General features: G+C 66.4%; 17 protein-coding genes. 11 read left to right on the top strand and 6 right to left on the bottom strand.

Going from position 1 to position 16,514, the window contains the following annotated elements; translation table 11 throughout:
* The 6 genes from GNZ21_RS00395 to GNZ21_RS00370 all read left to right on the top strand — a co-directional run.
* Positions 1-915: dihydrolipoamide acetyltransferase family protein (locus GNZ21_RS00395; RefSeq protein ID WP_198345928.1), on the top strand; the 915-nt coding region annotated here is incomplete at its 5' end.
* A 92-nt stretch (positions 916-1,007) separates the two neighbouring features.
* Positions 1,008-2,597 (top strand): carboxyl transferase domain-containing protein, encoded by a 1,590-nt coding sequence (locus GNZ21_RS00390; protein ID WP_373868454.1) that lies wholly within the window; start codon positions 1,008-1,010, stop codon positions 2,595-2,597.
* 9 nt (positions 2,598-2,606) lie between these two features.
* Entirely contained in the window at positions 2,607-4,592 is a 1,986-nt protein-coding gene (locus GNZ21_RS00385; protein ID WP_157320283.1) for an ATP-binding protein, read from the top strand.
* Positions 4,592-5,755, top strand: coding sequence for an acyl-CoA dehydrogenase family protein (locus tag GNZ21_RS00380; RefSeq protein ID WP_157320281.1), 1,164 nt, complete (start codon positions 4,592-4,594; stop codon positions 5,753-5,755). The genes GNZ21_RS00385 and GNZ21_RS00380 overlap by 1 nt, the downstream gene beginning before the upstream one ends.
* A 2-nt stretch (positions 5,756-5,757) precedes the next feature.
* Positions 5,758-6,261 (top strand): MaoC family dehydratase, encoded by a 504-nt coding sequence (locus tag GNZ21_RS00375; protein ID WP_157320279.1) that lies wholly within the window; start codon positions 5,758-5,760, stop codon positions 6,259-6,261.
* Between the two features lie 13 nt (positions 6,262-6,274).
* Positions 6,275-7,138 (top strand): HpcH/HpaI aldolase/citrate lyase family protein, encoded by an 864-nt coding sequence (locus GNZ21_RS00370; RefSeq protein ID WP_157320277.1) that lies wholly within the window; start codon positions 6,275-6,277, stop codon positions 7,136-7,138.
* Here GNZ21_RS00370 and GNZ21_RS00365 read toward each other — a convergent pair.
* The 4 genes from GNZ21_RS00365 to GNZ21_RS00350 all read right to left on the bottom strand — a co-directional run bounded on the left by GNZ21_RS00365 (position 7,128) and on the right by GNZ21_RS00350 (position 9,531).
* Positions 7,128-7,628, bottom strand: a complete 501-nt coding sequence (locus GNZ21_RS00365; protein WP_229659556.1) for an NUDIX hydrolase — start codon at positions 7,626-7,628, stop codon at positions 7,128-7,130. The two genes, GNZ21_RS00370 and GNZ21_RS00365, sit on opposite strands and share 11 nt — an antisense overlap.
* Before the next feature lie 68 nt (positions 7,629-7,696).
* Positions 7,697-8,212 (bottom strand): prepilin peptidase, encoded by a 516-nt coding sequence (locus GNZ21_RS00360; protein ID WP_157320275.1) that lies wholly within the window; start codon positions 8,210-8,212, stop codon positions 7,697-7,699.
* A 1-nt stretch (position 8,213) separates the two neighbouring features.
* Positions 8,214-8,837, bottom strand: a complete 624-nt coding sequence (locus tag GNZ21_RS00355; RefSeq protein WP_157320273.1) for a carbonic anhydrase — start codon at positions 8,835-8,837, stop codon at positions 8,214-8,216.
* Entirely contained in the window at positions 8,827-9,531 is a 705-nt protein-coding gene (locus GNZ21_RS00350; RefSeq protein ID WP_157320271.1) for a DUF4245 domain-containing protein, read from the bottom strand. Before GNZ21_RS00350 ends, GNZ21_RS00355 begins: the two co-directional genes overlap by 11 nt.
* A gap of 106 nt (positions 9,532-9,637) precedes the next feature.
* Here GNZ21_RS00350 and glpX point away from each other — a divergent pair, with 106 nt between their 5' ends.
* Both glpX and GNZ21_RS00340 read left to right on the top strand, forming a co-directional pair.
* Positions 9,638-10,684 (top strand): class II fructose-bisphosphatase, encoded by a 1,047-nt coding sequence (gene glpX / locus GNZ21_RS00345; RefSeq protein ID WP_157320269.1) that lies wholly within the window; start codon positions 9,638-9,640, stop codon positions 10,682-10,684.
* Between the two features lie 267 nt (positions 10,685-10,951).
* Positions 10,952-11,485: a DinB family protein gene (locus GNZ21_RS00340; protein WP_157320267.1), complete on the top strand. Its 534-nt coding sequence runs from the start codon at positions 10,952-10,954 to the stop codon at positions 11,483-11,485.
* Positions 11,486-11,515: 30 nt separating this feature from the next.
* Here GNZ21_RS00340 and GNZ21_RS00335 read toward each other — a convergent pair whose 3' ends face one another.
* The gene (locus GNZ21_RS00335; protein ID WP_157320265.1) at positions 11,516-11,773 is read right to left on the bottom strand and encodes a hypothetical protein; all 258 of its coding nucleotides are present in this window, start codon (positions 11,771-11,773) and stop codon (positions 11,516-11,518) included.
* Between the two features lie 3 nt (positions 11,774-11,776).
* Positions 11,777-12,889, bottom strand: coding sequence for a S8 family serine peptidase (locus GNZ21_RS00330; protein ID WP_157320263.1), 1,113 nt, complete (start codon positions 12,887-12,889; stop codon positions 11,777-11,779).
* A gap of 142 nt (positions 12,890-13,031) precedes the next feature.
* Here GNZ21_RS00330 and GNZ21_RS00325 point away from each other — a divergent pair, with 142 nt between their 5' ends.
* Genes GNZ21_RS00325 through GNZ21_RS00315 form a run of 3 tightly spaced genes read left to right on the top strand, consistent with a single transcriptional unit; the run spans position 13,032 to position 16,512 of the window.
* Positions 13,032-14,291, top strand: a complete 1,260-nt coding sequence (locus tag GNZ21_RS00325) for a 5-(carboxyamino)imidazole ribonucleotide synthase (protein WP_188503746.1) — start codon at positions 13,032-13,034, stop codon at positions 14,289-14,291.
* Entirely contained in the window at positions 14,288-14,854 is a 567-nt protein-coding gene (gene purE, locus GNZ21_RS00320; RefSeq protein ID WP_157320261.1) for a 5-(carboxyamino)imidazole ribonucleotide mutase, read from the top strand. Before GNZ21_RS00325 ends, purE begins: the two co-directional genes overlap by 4 nt.
* Positions 14,851-16,512: an LCP family glycopolymer transferase gene (locus GNZ21_RS00315; RefSeq protein ID WP_157320259.1), complete on the top strand. Its 1,662-nt coding sequence runs from the start codon at positions 14,851-14,853 to the stop codon at positions 16,510-16,512. The genes purE and GNZ21_RS00315 overlap by 4 nt, the downstream gene beginning before the upstream one ends.
* Positions 16,513-16,514: the final 2 nt, after the last annotated feature.

Genomic DNA, 16,514 nt, shown 5'->3' with positions numbered 1-16,514 from the left:
GCCGAAGCAGCCGGCCAGCATGAGTCCGGCACCGATACCAGTCTCCGCTCCGGACCGGCCCTGGCCTCCCCGCCGGTGCGCAAGCTGGCCAAGGACCTCGGCGTGGACCTGCACCAGGTGCCCCCCACCGGGCCCCGCGGCAATGTGACCCGCCAGGACCTCCTGGACTATCAGGAGCAGACCGGGCAGCAGGCACCAGGGGAGCAACCGGATCAACCCAGCGCAGAAGCCGCCCGCCGGATACCAGTGACCGGGGTGCGCAAAGCCACTGCGGCGGCCATGGTTTCCTCAGCCTTCACCGCCCCGCATGTCACCGTCTTTCTTGACGTGGACATCACCGAGGGCCTGGAGTTCCTCAGCGAGCTCAAGCAGGCCCCGGAGCTGTCTCATGTGAAGATCACCCCCATGCTGCTGCTGGCTCGGGCGGTGTGCTGGGCCGCTGGGCGCAATCCGATGGTCAACGGCCGGTTCACCGAGAAGGAGATCATCCTCTCCCCAGAGGTGAACCTTGGGATCGCTGCAGCCACTGAGCGCGGGCTGATCGTGCCCAATATCAAGAGCGCGCAGGCGATGTCCCTGGTGGAGCTGGCCGAGTCCCTGGCCGCACTGACTGAACGCGCCAGGCAGGGCAAGACCTCACCGGCTGAGATGAAGGACGGCACCCTGACCATCACCAATGTGGGAGTGTTTGGAGTGGACAGCGGAACTCCGATCCTCAACCCCGGGGAGTCAGCAATCGTGGCCTTCGGGCGGATCCGCAGAACACCGTGGGAGCACCAGGACCAGATCGCCCTGCGGCAGGTCACCACCTTGGCGGTCTCCGCCGATCACCGCATCCTGGACGGCAAGGAGGTCGCACTGTTCCTCAGCGATATCGGCCGGGCCCTGGCCGACCCCAGGGTGATGCTGCTGTAGAGCAGCCCCTCCATTGTCCGCCCCTGGACTCCCCGCTAGGTTAGGTTCCAGGCAACTACCCCAGGAAGGCAGCCGTGCAGTCGCTTCACAGCGTGATTGACACCCAGTCCCAGGACTTCCAGGCCAATGACCAGCACAATCGTCAACTGGTCGCAGACCTGCACGAGCACCTGACCAGGGCGGCCCTCGGCGGACCGGAGCGCACGCGGCGTCGTCATCTGGACCGGGGCCGGCTGCTGCCCCGGGAGCGGGTCAACCGGCTGCTGGATGAGGGCAGCCCCTTTCTGGAAATCGGTCCACTGGCCGCCCACGGACTCTATAACGATGAGGCCCCGGGTGCCGGCATCATCACCGGGATCGGTCTGGTGCATGGCAGGCAGGTGATGGTGGTCTGCAATGACTCCACCGTCAAAGGCGGCACCTATTTCCCGATGACAGCCAAGAAGCATCTGCGCGCCCAGGAGATCGCCGAGGCCAATCGGCTGCCCTGCCTCTACCTGGTGGACTCCGGCGGGGCCTTCCTGCCCATGCAGGACGAGGTGTTCCCGGACAAGGATCACTTCGGCCGGATCTTCTACAACCAGGCGAACCTGTCCGCCAAAGGGATCCCGCAGATCGCTGCGGTGCTCGGCTCCTGCACCGCCGGCGGGGCCTATGTGCCGGCGATGAGCGATGAATGCGTGATCGTGCGCAACCAGGGCACCATCTTCCTGGGCGGCCCGCCCCTGGTGAAGGCCGCCACCGGGGAGGTAGTCACCGCAGAGGAGCTGGGCGGGGCCAAAGTGCACACGGCCGAGTCCGGAGTGGCAGACCATCTCGCAGAGAACGACGACCACGCCCTGCAGATCCTCCGGGACATCGTGGCCACGCTGCCGGCACCTGCGCCACGGGCCTGGCAGGTTACCGCCCCGCAGCCGCCGCGGCACAGCGCAGAGGAACTCTATGGGATCCTCCCACCGGATGTGAACCAACCCCTGGAAGTCCGGGAGGTGATCGCCCGGATCGTGGATGACAGCGCCTTCCACGAGTTCAAACCCGCCTACGGCCCCACCCTGGTCACCGGCTTCGCCCATATTGACGGGCACCCGGTGGGCATCGTGGCCAATAACGGCATCCTCTTCGCAGAATCCTCGCTCAAGGGCGCCCACTTCATCGAACTCTGCGACCAGCGCGGGATCCCGCTGCTGTTCCTGCAGAACATCTCCGGATTCATGGTGGGCCGCGATTACGAGGCAGGCGGGATCGCCAAACATGGGGCCAAGATGGTCACCGCAGTAGCCAGCACCCGGGTGCCCAAGATCACCGTGATCATCGGGGGATCATTCGGGGCCGGCAACTACTCGATGTGCGGGCGGGCCTACTCACCCCGGTTCCTCTTCATGTGGCCCAATGCGCGGATCTCGGTGATGGGCGGCAACCAGGCGGCCTCGGTGCTGGCCACCGTGAAACGAGATCAGCTGGAGGCCGCCGGGGAAGACTGGTCCGCCGAGGCCGAGGAGGAGTTCAAGGCTCCCATCCGCCAGAAGTACGAGGCACAGGGCCAGCCCTACTACTCCACTGCCCGGCTCTGGGACGACGGCATTATCGACCCCGCCGACACCCGCCGGGTCCTGGGCCTGGCCCTAGAGACCTGTTCCCGCTCACCGCTGCCGGAGACCAACTTCGGCCTGTTCAGGATGTAGGTGAAACTCATGTTCCGCACGGTATTAGTAGCCAACCGCGGGGAGATCGCCTGCCGGGTGATCCGCACCCTGCGTCAGTTGGGCATTCGTTCGGTAGCGGTCTACGCGGAGGGCGACCATGGGCCGCATACCAGTGAAGCCGACCAAGCTCTCAGGATCGGACCTGCTGGTGCCGCCACCTACCTGGACATTGAGGCGATCATGGAGGCTGCCCAGTGGTCCGGGGCTGAAGCCATCCACCCCGGCTACGGCTTTCTCTCCGAGAACGCCGCCTTCGCCCGGGCCTGTACTGCATCCGGCATCACCTTCATCGGGCCCGAGCCCTACGCATTGGAAGTGATGGGGGATAAGATCCGCGCCAAGAACCACGTGGCACAGGCCGGGGTTCCGCTGGTGGAAGGCATCAGTGAGCCCGGGCTGAGCGATGAGCAGCTCATCGCCGCAGCCGAAGGAATGACCTACCCGGTGCTGATCAAACCCTCAGCCGGCGGAGGGGGCAAAGGGATGCACGTGGTGGACAAGCCCCAGGACCTTCCCGAGACTCTGAAGACCGCCCGACGGGTGGCCAAGGCAGCCTTCGGCGATGACACGCTGCTCATCGAGCAGCTTATCCGCTCACCCCGGCATATCGAGGTCCAGATCCTTGCCGATTCGCGGGGCAATACCATCCACCTGGGGGAGCGGGAGTGTTCACTGCAGCGCCGCCACCAGAAGGTCATCGAGGAGGCACCCTCCGCCCTGCTGGATGAGGCCACCCGGCAGCGCATCGGAGAAGCAGCCTGCGCCACTGCACGCAGCGTGGGGTACCTGGGGGCCGGCACCGTGGAGTTTCTGGTGCCTGCAGAGGCACCGGAGACCTTCTACTTCATGGAGATGAACACTCGGCTCCAAGTGGAGCACCCGGTCACCGAGGAAGTCACCGGCATTGATCTGGTGGCACAACAGATCCGAATCGCCGCCGGGCTGCCGCTGGAGATCACCCAGCAGGACGTCAACCTCACCGGTCATTCGGTGGAGGCACGGGTCTACGCCGAGGATCCCGCCTCCGGGTTCATGCCCAGCACCGGGGAGATCCTCTGCTACCAGGAACCTGAAGGTGCAGGCATCAGAGTAGATTCCGGGATTCGCCGGGACCAGGAGATCGGCACCGGCTATGACCCCATGCTGGCCAAAGTCATCGCCACAGGGGCAGACCGGGAGCAGGCCTTTGTCCGGCTGGAGCAGGCGCTCGCCGGCACCGTCATTCTGGGGGTCACCACCAATATCAGCTTCCTGAGGCAGTTGGCCGCAGATCCTGAGGTGCGGGCCGGGCAGATGGACACCACACTGATCGAACGCAGGATTCCCCAAATGGAGTTTCCCACCGCCCAGCAGCACCATGCCGAGGCCGCAGCCGCGGCCCTCAGCCCACAACCCGCTCAGGGAGCGCCGCTGGCCTGGCGGCGCGACGGCTGGCGCTCCGGTGAGCCAGTCCCGGCCCGCTACCAGGTGCTCCCCTCGGCTGCCGGTTCGGACCAGGAGCCCTTCACCGTGACGTTGCAGGGGCCCCTCCGCCCAGACAGTGGAACCCGGACTGTCACGGCCTCCGCCACCCGCGAGGGCACCGAGGTGTGGGTCCATGCCCAGGACTACACCGGTGCCTTCACCGTGCTGGACCACCAGGCTCAGGTGCTGCGCCACCTGAGTCGGTTGAAGGCGGAGCACACCGAGGCGGTCCCGGAAGTCACAGCCCCGATGCCCGGCACTGTGGTGAGTGTGGGCGTCGTCGACGGTTCTGCCGTGACCACCGGACAGGTGCTGGTCACCCTGGAAGCGATGAAGATGGAGCACCAGCTCACCGCACCCCTGGAGGGCACAGCTCGCATCCATGTCAACCAGGGGCAGACCGTGAAGCTGGGCCAGGTGGTGGCCGCCGTGGAGGCGGCTGAGGAGCCGGCCGCAGCAGCAGACAGTGAGCACACCAGCCGTGAGAACACCGAGAGTAAGGACACCTGATGACAGAGCTGCTATCCGAGGAGCACCAGGCATTGGCCGGATCGGTCCGCGAGTTCGCCGAACAGGTGATCGCCCCGGTCTCTGCCAAGCACGACGCCGAGCACAGCTTCCCCTACGAGATCATCGCCCAGATGGGCGCCATGGGTCTGTTCGGGCTGCCCTTCGACGAGGAGTATGGGGGAGAGGGCGGGGACTATCTGGCGTTCTGCCTGGCCCTGGAGGAGATCGCCAAAGTCGATCAGTCGGTGGCCATCACCCTGGAGGCCGGGGTGGGGCTTGGTGCGATGCCCATCTACCGCTACGGCACCTCAGAGCAGAAGCAGAAGTGGCTGCCGGACCTGCTGAGCGCCAAGCGCCTGGCAGGGTTCGGGCTCACCGAGTCCGACGCCGGCTCCGACGCCTCCGGAACTAGGACCACCGCGCGGCTGGAGAACGGCGAATGGGTGATCGACGGCACCAAGGAGTTCATCACCAACTCCGGCACCGATATCACCTCACTGGTCACCGTCACCGCAGTCACCGGCACTAGCCAGGATGCTGACGGCAGCACCAAGAAAGAGATCTCCACCATCATCGTGCCCTCCGGCACCCCGGGGTTCTCCGTGGGGGCCGGCTACGACAAAGTCGGCTGGAACGCCTCCGATACCCACCCGCTGAGCTTCACCGACTGCCGGGTGCCGGAGGAGAACCTGCTGGGCCAGCGCGGCCGCGGCTACGCGAACTTCCTGGGCATCCTGGACGAGGGCCGGGTGGCTATCGCCGCCCTAGCCACCGGGGCCGCCCAGGGCTGTGTGGACCAGGCGGTTCGCTACGCCTCAGAGCGCAAGACCTTCGGCTCCCCGATCAGCAGCTACCAGGGCATCAGTTTCAAGATCGCCAGGATGCAGGCCCGGGCGCATACTGCGCGGCTGGCGTACTACCAGGCCGCACAGCTGATGGCGCAGGGCAAGCCGTTCAAGACCGAGGCCTCCATCGCCAAGCTGGTGGCCGGAGAGGCCGCTATGGACAACGCCCGGGACGCCACTCAGATCTTCGGCGGCTACGGGTTCATCAACGAATACACGGTGGCTCGCCACTACCGCGACTCCAAGATCCTGGAGGTCGGCGAGGGCACCACCGAAGTCCAGCTGATGCTCATCGGCCGGTCATTGGGGCTGCGCTGACCATGGCTGAGCAGCAGAGCATCCCCCACGTGGTCCAGCAGCGCGGGCTCTACTTCGACGAGCTCGAGGTCGGCACCGTGTTCAAGCACGCCCCGGGACGCACCGTCACCGAGGCCGACAACGTGCTGTTCACCACGATGACCATGAACACCCAGTCGCTGCACTTGGACGCCCATTGGGCGGGGCAGCAGCCCTTCGGCCAGCCGCTGGTCAACTCCATGTTCACCCTCTCCACCCTGGTCGGAGCCTCAGTCGCGCAGCTGACCCAGGGCACCATCGTGGCGAATCTGGGCTTCGAGGAGGTGAACTTCCCGCACCCGCTCTACCACGGCGACACCCTGTACTCGGAGTCGGAAATCCTGGCCAAGCGGGAATCGGCCTCCCGGCCCGGCCAGGGCATCGTGACCGTGAAGCACACTGGCCGCAATCAGCACGGCACTGTGGTGGCGGAGTGCACCCGCAATGTGATGCTCTGGATCAGAGACGCCCACCACAAATCCGCCTGAGGGAGACCACTACATGAGCACCGCCCAGCCCGCCTCCGCACCAGAACCCTTCCTGCTCGGCCCTGCCATGCTGTTCTGCCCGGCGGACCGGCCTGAGCGGTATGCCAAGGCTGCCGAGCGCTCCGATGCAGTGATCCTGGACCTGGAGGATGCGGTGGCGCCGGCGGATAAGCCGGCGGGGCGGGCAGCGCTCATCGAGCACCTGGACAGTGCTGCTCAGGACCTGCTGGAGCGCACTGTGGTGCGGGTCAACCCGGCCGGGACCGATGCCTTCGCTGCTGATATGCAGGCTCTGGCTGGTGCGGCACCGCAGTGGATCATGCTGGCCAAGACCGAGAGCGCTGATGATGTGCAGGCTGTCACGGAGCGCATCCCTAAGGTGCCGGTGATTGCTCTGGTGGAGACCGCTGCCGGGGCCGCGGCGGTCCAGGCGATCGCTGAGCACCCGGCGACTGCGGCGATCATGTGGGGGGCCGAGGACCTCATTGCCTCTCTGGGTGGCACGTCATCCAGGGGCCCGGACGGCAGCTACCGCGAGATTGCCCGGTACGTCCGCTCCACGGTGCTGCTGGCCGCGGCCTCCCGCGGTAAGGCAGCAATCGACGCCATCTACGCCGATATCAAAGATGCCCAGGGTCTGGCCGAGGAGGCCGCGGACGCAGTGGGCAGCGGATTTGCCGCCAAGGCCTGCATCCACCCGGCTCAGGTGCAGACCATCCGCGAGGCATACCGGCCCACCGAGGAGGAGCTGGAGCACGCCCGGGCGCTGCTGGAGGAGGTCTCCAAACACGGCGGGGTCTTCCAGTTCCGGGGTGCGATGGTGGACGGACCGCTCATCCGGCACGCCGAGCTCATCGTCTCCCGCGCTACTGTCTGAACCGGGCCGGTGCGCCGGTCTCCAGCGCCCAGCGGATCCGTTCCCGGTGCTGTTTCACAAAAGGCTCTGGAAGATCGTCCACTGGGAACCAGCCAGCTGCAGTGGCCTCGTCGTCCCCGGGCTGCGGTTGCCCTGAGACGTACTCCAGCTCGAAGGCGATATCCAAGAACCGGCAGATATCCCCGTTCGGGTAGACCACCTGCCCATGGTCGGAGACCCCGGTGACCCGCACGGGCCGGGCCTGCACCCGGGTCTCCTCGGCCACCTCACGGACCGCAGCCGCACCCGGCTCCTCTCCCGGCTCCAAAATCCCTGCAGTAGCGCCCCAGCGGCCGTCATCGGAACGCTTGACCAACAGGACCTGGGGCACCGGAAGTGGGATCCCGGCGTCGTCGTCCCTTCTGAGCACCACCGCGGTCACCGCCGGCAGCAGCAGCTCCTTATGCCCGATGTCCTGACGCAGGTCCTTGATGTACTCCGGAGTAGGCACGTTCACTCTTCCCGTCTCATCGCTCAGCGCGGAGCCTGGCCCGGCTCGCTCAGGTTCACACTATCGAGTCAGGAGAACACCAGGGCGCCAGCAGCGCCGAGGATCAGGAACGGGCCGAAAGCAATCCGGCTGGTGCTCACAGCACGCCGGCTGACCAACAGCCAGACCGAGACCAGCCCGCCGAGCAGGAAAGAGAGCACGACGCCGCCCAGGAGCACCTCCCAGCCCAGGAATCCGGTGTACATGCCCAGCACCACGGCCAGCTTCACATCCCCCATCCCGATCGAGGGCGGGTGGATGAGACGGATCACCAGGAACAGCAGACCCCAGGCCAGGCCTGCGCCCAACGCCCGGCCCAGGGCGCCGAGATCGGTGAGCAGGAAGGTCACCAGCACCAGCAGCCCGACGGTGAATCCGGCCCAGGGATAGACAATCCGGTTGGGCAGCCGGTGCTGGTTGATGTCGATGAACGCCAGTGCAGTGCCGCAGAGAGCGAAAGCGGCCCCGCCGGCCAGCAGCAGCACTCCGGCCACGATCTGCGCTGCAGATCCTGAGGTGAGCAGCTCGCTGATCAGGGAGAACACGTTAGGTCTCCAGCTCTCCGATCTTGGAGACCACATCTGCAGTGCCCTCGGCAAGCCGGTAGGTCACCCCGACCACGGCGGTGCGGCCCTCGTTCACCGCGTCGAAGAGAACCCGGGAGTGGCTGGTCATGCGCTCGGCGGTCTGCTTCACATGCTCCTCCACCATCTCGTTGACGCTCAGCGCCCCGGCTCGGCTGGCCGCCAGCACAGAGGGGAATATCCGCTCCACCAGATCGCGCACGTAGCCGCCGGGCAGCTCCCCGGTCTCAGCAGCGGTGACCGTAGCCTGCACGGCACCGCAGGAGTCGTGCCCCAGCACCACGATCAGCGGGACTTTCAGCACATTCACGCTGAACTCCAGTGAGCCCATCACGGCGTCGTCGATCACCTGACCGGCGGTGCGGACTACGAACACATCTCCTAGGCCCACATCAAAGATGATCTCGGCGGCCAGCCGGGAATCGGAGCAGCCGAAGATCGCTGCCACCGGGTGCTGGGACTCGGTCAGTGAGGAGCGGCGGGCCGCGTTCTGGTTCGGGTGGCGGACCTCGCCGGTGACAAAGCGGGCATTGCCTTCTTTGAGCAGCTGCCAGGCCTCAGCGGGGGTGGGCTGTTTATGGCTCATCGGTGATCTCTGTCCATTCTGCGTCCTCCTCTGTGGGCTCAGGCAGCTCCGCACCGATCGAGTCGATGATCGCCTGCAGCCCAGCCTGCAGCTCCTCCGGTTCAGCGTCACTGCTGATGACCACCGTGGTGCCGTCGATATGGTTGTTCTCCGCCTCGAGCACAAAGTACTGCCGGCCCGAGGCTTCCCGGGTCTCGAACTCCAGACCGCTGATCGTTCTGGTGCCGGTGGGATTGGCGAGGTTGGTCTCAGAGTTCACCCAACCGGCAGTGGCCTCATCGGTCTGCGCGAAGCCCACAAAGTTCACCTCATTGGTGGTGTAGCCGACTTCCCAGACGTCCACACTGTGCTCAGCCCGGGTGTCCCAGCGCGCATAGTTGGCGGTCCAGCCCTCCGGGACCTCCGGGGAGATGGGTGAGTACTCGGTGATGCTGTTAGCGCCCACTGCGGCCTCCTGCACATCCTCATCCCTGGTGTAGGGGGTGTTCGGCTCAGGATTGGCGAACCACATCACCGCGAGGATGCCGCACAGCACGGCCATGGTGATGACCATGCCCATCAGCGGGGTGCGCAGCCGGCTGGCTTGGGACTGAGTGATCTGGACTGGGGTCTGCCCAGTGGCCTGCCCGCTGGTTTGCTCAGCGGCTTGCTCGGGTGGCTGGTGGGGGGCTTGCTCGGGGGCTTGCTGACTCACGCGCTCCATTCTCTCACTATCGGGCAGTCTGAGGGCCCGATATGCTGGAGACGGCTGCGACAACGAGGTCAGCAGCGGATCGGCAAGCGGAAGGTGAATACAGACGATGACCGCAGGGACCAGAGAGACTGCTCGCCAGGATGACGACTTCTCCCATCTGAACCCCCGGCTGGCGGTGGGCGACGATGAGCCGGACCGCAACCTGGCCCTGGAGTTGGTTCGGGTTACTGAAGCCGCGGCGATCGCCGGCGGTGCCTGGGTGGGCAAAGGCGATAAAAACGGGGCCGATGGTGCAGCTGTGGACGCCATGCGCTCGCTGCTGGACACGGTCAACCTCAACGGCGTGGTGGTTATCGGTGAGGGCGAGAAGGACGAGGCGCCCATGCTCTTCAATGGTGAGCATGTGGGCAACGGGGCCGGGCCGGAGGCCGATGTTGCTGTGGACCCCATTGACGGCACTCGGCTGACCGCCCTGGGCTACGACAACGCGCTGGCTGTGCTGGCGGTGGCTGAGCGCGGCTCCATGTTCGACCCTTCCGCAGTTTTCTATATGGACAAGCTGGTCACCGGTCCCGAGGCTGCCGATATGGTCGATCTGCGGCTGCCGGTCAAACAGAACCTGCACCTGATCGCCAAGGCCACCGGCAAGAGCGTGGACCAGCTCAACGTCTGTGTGCTGGACAGGCCCCGGCATGCCAAATTGGTCGAGGAGATCCGCGCCGCCGGGGCGCGTACCCGGTTCATCATGGACGGGGACGTGGCCGGGGCCATTGCAGCCGCCCGCCCCGGCACCGGAGTCGATGTGCTGATGGGCACCGGGGGCACCCCGGAGGGCATCGTGGCGGCCTGTGCGATCAAGGCCATTGGCGGGGTGATCCAGGGCAGACTGGCGCCTAAGGACGATGAGGAGAAGCAGAAAGCCCTCGAGGCCGGGCATGACGTCGATAAAATCCTCACCACCGATGAGCTGGTGACCAGCGACAACTGCTATTTCGCCGCCACCGGCATCACAGATGGTGATCTGCTGCGCGGGGTGCGATACCGCGGGGATCACGTGTCCACCCAATCCATGGTGATGCGCTCCAAGTCCGGCACCGTGCGGATCGTGGAGGCCGAGCACCACCGCCGCAAGTGGGAGTCCTACACCCGGTAGCGCGCCGGGCTTACCCAATCGAGGATGGGCTTCTGTCCCGCTTGGCCACCCCGCGATTGAGAAGGCGCTGACCGCTCGCCCCTCCCAACCTAAGATCCCGCCCCTCCCAACCTAAGATCCTGTGCGCAAAGGGTCGGAATCGGCCCGGAAGCCGCGGGAACTCCGACCATTTCCGCACGCGATGTGCTGATGGTGTGCGGAGGGCGCGGGCTGCTGCTCCTCCTGCTCTGGAGCCGCCGCCCGGATGGGGTTCTGTAGGGTGGGCTCATGACGCAGATGCCGCCGAGGCAGGACCCTCCGCTGACCGGAACTGAACCAGAGCTGCTCACCGGGTTCCTGGACTTCCACCGCCAGACCCTGCGGGGCAAATGCAGCGGACTGACCCGGGAACAGCTGAACACCGCCCTGCCGCCCAGCAGCATGACCCTGGCCGGGCTGCTCAAACATCTGGCCCTGGTGGAGGACAACTGGCTCTCCTACGTGCTCCATGCCGCCCCCGAGCACGAGTACTGGGCTGAAGTGGACTGGGAGGCGGATCCGGACTGGGACTGGAACTCCGCGGTCGAGAACACCCCTGAGGAGCTGTTCGCCCTCTGGGAGTCCGCAGTATCCCGCTCGGGGCAGCTGTTTGAGCAGGCGCTGGCGGCCGGCGGGCTGGATCAACCTGCGGCCCGCCCCACCCCCAGCGGCAAAGAGGTCTCCCTGCGCTGGATCCTGATTCACCTGATTGAGGAGTACGCCCGGCATAACGGCCACGCAGATCTCATCCGCGAGTCCCTGGACGGCTCCACCGGGGAGTAGACCGTCCCCTCCCCACTACTGCACCCCGGCTCACTGCACTCCGGAGTCTGGGGGGCCGATCCGGAAGGTCTGAGCGGCATCCACCGAGGCCACCCCCGCGGTGGATGCGATTCTGGAGTGCAGCGAGCTCTCCGCAGAAGCTGGGCCGGGGCTGCCCCCGATGATCTGCCCGAGGCTGTTGAGCACCCGGTCAATGCGCAGCCCGGCGGCCTCCAGCTCCTGGGCCAGCTCGCCGATCCGGTCACGATGCTCCTCGGCTACAGTGATCACCCACTGCTGCTCAGCCATCGCTCACTCCGGAACCCGGGCCAGCCCGGCGCCGACATCCTCGGGGTCAAGATGCTCCAGAGCGGCAGCCTGATCGGTCAGCGCCGCCCAGAGCTGTTCGCCGCGGACCCCGGAATGCTCACAGAGCAGAGCGGCGATCCCGGCCGCATGAGGAGCGGCCATGGAGGTGCCGCTGATGCTCCGGTGCCCCTCGGCCCCCGGCCAGGCCGAATGCACCTGTACACCCGGGGCTGCGAGATTCACCTCCCCGCCCTCCTCAGCCGAGGAGCGGGCAGAGAAATCGGCAATCTGCAGGTCGGAGTCCACCGCGGCCACCGCCATGATGTGCGGACTATTGGCCGGGGCTCCCACAAAGCCGTTATTGCCGGCGCTGCGGGCAGCATTGTTCCCCGCCGCGGCAATGATCAGTGACCCGCTCTCCAGCGCGCGGCGGCCGGCGGCAACATAGGCCGGCTGCACCTGAGGCACATCAGCGCCCAACGACATCGAGATCACCTGGCAGCCGTTCTCCAGTGCCCAATCGATACCGGCCAGGATGGAGGTGTCCGAGCCGGAACCATCATCGCCGAGCACCTTCCCTGAGTAGATCTCCGCCCCTGGGGCCACCCCGTACCCGGGCCCGCTCTGCGCCTGCCAGGGGCCGCAGGCAGTGCCGATGCAGTGGGTGCCGTGGCCATGGGCATCGCCAGGGCCCTGACCCTCGATGAAGGACTCCGCCACCAGGGTCCGCGACTCGAAGTCCGGATGCTCGGACTCAACCCCGGTGTCCAGCACCGCCACCCGCACCCCGGCGCCGGTGAGGCCGGCCTGCTGCGCGGCCTCAATGCCGATGGCCTGCAGCCCCCAGGTGAGCTCCTCGGTATCGGCATAGCCCTCCCCGGGCGGTTCGGAGATCGCATAATAGGTCAGCTCTGGGGTGAAGCTCATCGGCCGGCTGCGCTCGCGGCAGCTGATGCTCAAGGCCTCCAGCTGCCCGGCCTCGGCCTCCACCACTGCGATTCCCAGCCGCGGGAAGTAGTGCTCGGCGGAGAGTCCATGCTCACTGAGCAGCTCCGGAGCCTCCTGCTGGCGCAGCTGCGCCTCAGCTGAGTCAAAGGTCACCACAAAACGTGCCATGGCTGATCAGTCCTTCCTTCCTGGGCCGGGGTGATCCGCCACATCCACAGTAGCCGCGAGTCCGGAGACGGAGAAGGCCTGCCTCACAGCTCAGCGTGGTGATTATGGGAATGCCCACCCCGGTGGCACATAATGGAGCACTGTGAGTTCCATTCCCCGCATCGGCGTGCTCGGCGACGGGCAGCTGGCCCGCATGATGGCCCCGGCGGCAGTCGAGCTCGGCATCGAGCTGCACCTGCTCGCCGGCTCCGCGACCGCATCAGCCGCCCAGGTCATCCCACGCACCACCATCGGCGACTACCGTTCCGTTGAGGATGTCACCGCCTTCGCCCAGGGCCTGGACGCCATCACCTTTGACCACGAGCATGTCCCCGCCGCAGTGCTTTCCGCGCTCGGCGAGGCCGGGATCACCATGAACCCCAGTCCCCAGGCGCTGATCTACGCGCAGGACAAGCTGGCTATGCGACGGGCGGTGGAGGATCTCGGCCTGCCCAATCCGCACTGGGCCCAGGTGGAGACCGCGGAGGACCTGATCCGTTTCGGCAAAGCTGTGGGCTGGCCGGTAGTGCTCAAAACCCCGCGCGGGGGCTACGACGGCAAAGGCGTCATGATCATCGGCGACGCCGCGGCAGTCACCGAGAATGACGACGTCGCAGACTGGTTCTCCCGTGCCCAGGAAGCGGGTACCGGCCTGCTCGCCGAACAAAAGGTCCCCTACACTCGGGAGCTCTCAGCCCAGGTGGCACGGCGGGCCTCCGGCGCCACCGCTGCCTACCCCGTAGTGGAGTCCAACCAGACCAACGGGGTCTGCGACGAGGTCATCGCTCCTGCCCCGCGCACCTCCCCGGCGCATCTGGCAGAAGCCGAGCGCATCGCCACCACTATCGCCGAGAAGCTCGGAGTCACCGGCATGCTGGCCGTGGAGCTCTTCGAAGTCGCCGAGACCGATCCCCATACCCATATCGCCCCGGGCCTCTACGTCAACGAACTGGCCATGCGCCCGCACAACTCCGGCCACTGGACCATAGACGGATCAGTCACCAGCCAGTTCGAACAGCACCTGCGGGCAGTGCTGGACCTGCCGCTGGGAGCCACCTCGGTGGCCGGCGGCGCCGGCGGCTACGTGGTGATGAAGAATCTGCTTGGCTCAACAGATCCCGAGCGTGCCAATCAGGATCTCCACTCGGCACTGCCGGCCGCCATGCGGCGCTCCGGCGGCTCAAAGATCCACCTCTACGGCAAGGAGCCCAAGCCGGGCCGGAAGATCGGACACATCAACATCCTCTCCCAGACCACCAACCACAACGAGAGCTTCGAGGCCACCCGCCGGAGGCTGCAACGGGTCCGCCAGACCGCGGCCGAAGTGGCTCAGATTCTCACCGAAGGCGAGGCCCAAGAATGAGCGAACACAGCGCGGCCCCGCAGACCGGCTCCGGACCGCTGGTCGGGCTGGTCATGGGATCCAACTCCGACTGGCCGGTGATGAAAGCAGCAGCGGAGGCCCTTGAAGAGTTCGGCATCGGGTTCGAGGCCGATGTGGTCTCCGCGCACCGGATGGCCGAAGAGATGATCGACTACGGCAAACAGGCCCACACCCGCGGGATCCGAGTGATCATCGCCGGCGCCGGCGGCGCAGCACATCTGCCCGGGATGCTCGCCTCAGTGACTCCGCTGCCGGTGATCGGGGTGCCGGTGCCGCTGAAGCATCTGGACGGGATGGACTCCCTGCTCTCAATCGTGCAGATGCCCGCCGGAGTGCCCGTGGCCACCGTCTCAGTAGGCGGGGCGCGCAACGCCGGACTGCTGGCCGTGCGCACCCTGGCGGCCGGGGACGGCGAGAACGCCGCAGCACTGCGAGAGAAGCTGCTGACCTTCCAGACCGAGCTCGCCGCCCAAGCCCACGCAAAAGGGGAAGCGCTGCGGGCTGAGGCCGCTGAGATGAAGGGCTGCCGGCCGCGGAGATGATCGCGCCCACCATCACCTATCACGAGTTCCGCGGGAGCAATGATGTCCTGCGCAACCCGCGGGCGGCCAGTCCCCGGGAACGCACCAAGCGCGCCAGCATCCTCACCGCACTGACCCTCTTCCTCCCGGGCGGGGCGCAGATCACCGCCGGATCCCGTAGCCTGGGCCGGATTGCGCTGGCCGTGACCGTCGGCTGCTGGTTCCTCCTGCTGCTGGGCATCACCATGTACTTCACTATGCGCTCAGTACTGCTGAGCGCACTGACCCAGCCGTTCATCATGTGGACCGGCTCCATCATCCTCGTCGCACTGGGCATCGGGTGGCTGGTCCTCTGGCTGGACACCTTCCGGCTCATCCGCTTCAGCCAACTGGCCCCCGGGTTCAAACCGATCATCGCCGTAATCCTCGTCCTGCTGACGGCGCTGACCTCAGGCGGCCTGGCCTACGCCGGACATCTGCTCAACGATGCGCGCAACGCCTTGGCCGGTATTTTCGGTGAGGGTGCGGCGGTGCAGGCCGAGGACGGCCGCTACAACTTCCTGCTGCTGGGCGCTGACGCCGGAGAGGGCCGTGAAGGGCTGCGCCCGGACTCCATCCACGTGATCTCGGTCAACCAGGCGACCTCGGAGACCATCATCGTCTCCATCCCCCGCAACTTCCAGAACGCCCAGTTTGCCGAAGGCTCCCCGATGCGGGAGATCTACCCCAACGGCTACAACTGCGGCAATGAGTGCATCATCAACTTCCTCTACACCGAAGTGCACAACAGCTACAGCCACCTCTATCCGGAGGCGCAGGACCCCGGCGCCGCAGCCATGATGGATGCCGCCTCCGGCACCCTGGACCTGGCCATCCATGGCTACGTGATGGTGGATATGGGCGGATTCTCCGAGCTCATCGACGCGATGGGCGGAATTACCGTGGAGTCCGGGGGGTGGGTGCCCTACCGCGGCCGCCACCCGGAGACCAACCAGTGGGGTAACCGCTGGTTCGAGCCCGGCACGCTGGAGCTCGATGGCAGCGACGCGCTCTCCTTTGCCCGATCCCGCACCCACAGCAATGACTACAACCGCATCCAGCGCCAGCAGTGCGTGCAGCAGGCGATGATCGGCCAGTTCACCCCCCAGACTCTGCTCACCCGGTTCACTGAGATCATGGCAGCCGGGGAGAACATTGTGGAGACCGACCTGCCTCAGGCCCAGCTGGGCAGCCTGCTGGACCTGGCCGTGGACGCGCAGGATCACACCCCGCAGCGACTGACCCTGGGCGCTCCCGACTTCGGCAGCGCCGGGGACTTGTTCTCCACCTACCCCGATTTCGATCAGATCCACGCCCGGGTGGATGAGCTCATCGCCAATGAGGGAGAGGACGACGACGCCCCGTCCGCCCAGGAGCCGCAGGAGCAGACTGAGCCCGAGTCCCCTGAGGAAGCAGCAGACAGCGAGGGGGAGCCGCCCGGGCCCACCCCAGAGCACACCGACCCGGCAGTGGCCGAGGATGAGCCGGGGGAGCAGCAGACTGCAGAGGCCTCCGAGCTCACTCAGCCCGACGGCTCCCCGCTGACTGAGCTCTACCTTATCGAGGCCCAGCAGCGCGGGGAGATCGGCATCTTGGAGCAGGCCGCCAGCACCAACGGCGAGTGCAGCCCAGGCAATTGAGA

The organism is Nesterenkonia alkaliphila (genome assembly GCF_009758175.1).
Classification (GTDB): Bacteria; Actinomycetota; Actinomycetes; order Actinomycetales; family Micrococcaceae; genus Nesterenkonia; species Nesterenkonia alkaliphila.
The sequence above is the reverse complement of the archived record's forward strand: the minus strand, read 5'-3'. Positions and strand labels throughout refer to the sequence as shown.